This window comes from Dietzia sp. DQ11-38-2 (genome assembly GCF_014145055.1).
Taxonomy (GTDB): Bacteria; Actinomycetota; Actinomycetes; order Mycobacteriales; family Mycobacteriaceae; genus Dietzia.
In genome coordinates, this window is the sequence record NZ_JAALDW010000463.1 from 1 (window position 1) to 2008 (window position 2008).

Here is a 2008-nt window from a genome sequence, read left to right on the forward strand (position 1 = left end):
CCCGTCTGGCCTCTGTCATGGCGGCGCTCGGAGCCCGCGACGCCCTGGAGACCCATGCCGCGCACCTGCCCCCGGCCGGAGGGGCGTACCTGCGCTCGGGGGAGGAGATGGCCGAGTTGTTCGACCGCTGGCCGGGCGCCGTCTCCGGGGCGGCGGACCTGGGTCGCGAGTGTGCATTCGACCTCCGGCTCATCGCCCCCGAACTGCCTCCGTTCGACGTTCCCGAGGGGCACACGGAGGACAGCCGGCTCGCCGAGCTCACCTACGCGGGGGCCGCCCGGCGCTACGGGGCCCCCGGCGCGGCTCCGGAGGCCTACGCGCAGATCCACCGCGAGCTGGGGGTGATCGCCGAGCTGGGGTTCCCCGGCTACTTCCTCGTGGTCCACGACATCGTCGAGTTCTGTCGCAGGGAGGGCATCCTCTGTCAGGGCAGGGGATCGGCCGCCAACTCGGCCGTCTGCTACTCCCTCGGCATCACCAACGTGGACCCGGTGGGGGCGCACCTGCTCTTCGAGCGCTTCCTGTCCCCGGAGCGGGACGGTCCACCGGACATCGACGTGGACATCGAGTCCGGCCGCCGGGAGGAGGCCATCCAGTACGTCTACTCCCGCTACGGGCGGGATCACGCCGCGCAGGTGGCCAACGTCATCACCTACCGGGGGCGGTCGGCCGTGCGGGACGTGGCCCGGGCGCTCGGGTACTCCGTCGGCCAGCAGGACGCGTGGTCCAAGAGCGTCGACCGGTGGTCGGGTCTGAAGAACCACGAGCGGGAGGCCACCGAGCACACGGTGCCCGCCGACGTGCTGGCGCTGGCCCGCAGACTCGTCGGGCTCCCCCGGCATCTCGGCATCCACTCCGGCGGCATGGTGATCTGCGACCGGCCTGTGGCCGATGTGGTGCCCGTCGAATGGGCGCGCATGCCCGGACGGACCGTCCTGCAGTGGGACAAGGACGACTGCGCCGCGGTCGGCCTGGTCAAGTTCGACATGCTGGGGCTGGGGATGCTCACGGCGCTCCACCACGCCATCGACCTCGCGGCCGAGCACAAGGACCTCGAGGTGGACCTGGCCCGGCTGGACCTCTCCGATCCCGAGGTCTACGAGATGCTGTGCCGCGGCGATTCCGTGGGGGTGTTCCAGGTGGAGTCGCGGGCGCAGATGGCGACCCTGCCCAGACTCCGGCCGCGGACGTTCTACGACCTCGTGGTGGAGGTGGCGCTCATCCGCCCCGGCCCCATCCAGGGCGGCTCCGTGCACCCCTACATCCGTAGACGCAACGGCAAGGAGAAGGTGGTGTTCGACCACCCCGCACTCGAGGCCGCCCTGGGTAGGACGCTGGGGATCCCCTTGTTCCAGGAGCAACTCATGCAGATCGCCACCGAGATAGCCGGGTTCACCGCGGCGGAGGCGGACCAGCTCCGCCGGGCGATGGGGGCCAAACGTTCACCCGAGCGGATGGCACGGTTGCGGGAGAGGTTCTTCGCGGGAATGCGTGATCTCCACGGCATCGGCACCAGCCCACCCGGGACCCCGGTCACCGGGCCCGAGGTGGGGGAGCGGATCTGGGAGAAGATGTGCGCGTTCGCCAACTACGGCTTCCCGGAGAGCCACTCCCAGTCCTTCGCGGCGATCGTCTACTACTCGGCGTGGTTCAAGTGCCACCACCCGGCAGTCTTCTGCGCGGCGCTGCTGCGTAGTCAACCGATGGGGTTCTACTCGCCGCAGTCCCTCGTGGCCGACGCCCGCAGGCACGGCGTCACCGTGCACCGGCCCTGCGTCAACCGCTCGATCGGCGGAGCCACCTGCGAGAACGAGGGGACCGAGGTGCGCCTCGGCCTGGAGTCCGTCCGGGCGATCGGCACCGACCTCGCCGCGGCGATCGCCGACGAGCGCGACACCCACGGGCCGTATGCCTCGGCTGCCGACCTCGCCGGCCGCACCGGACTGACCGTCCGGCAGATGGAGGCACTGGCCACCGCGGGAGCACTCGACGCGCTCGGCGTCGGGGG

At 71.2% G+C, this 2008-nt stretch carries 1 protein-coding gene; it reads left to right on the top strand.

Translation table 11 applies throughout. The features are described from left to right. The coding region (locus G6026_RS14610) for an error-prone DNA polymerase (RefSeq protein ID WP_182613609.1) at positions 1-2008 on the top strand (2008 nt) is incomplete at both ends.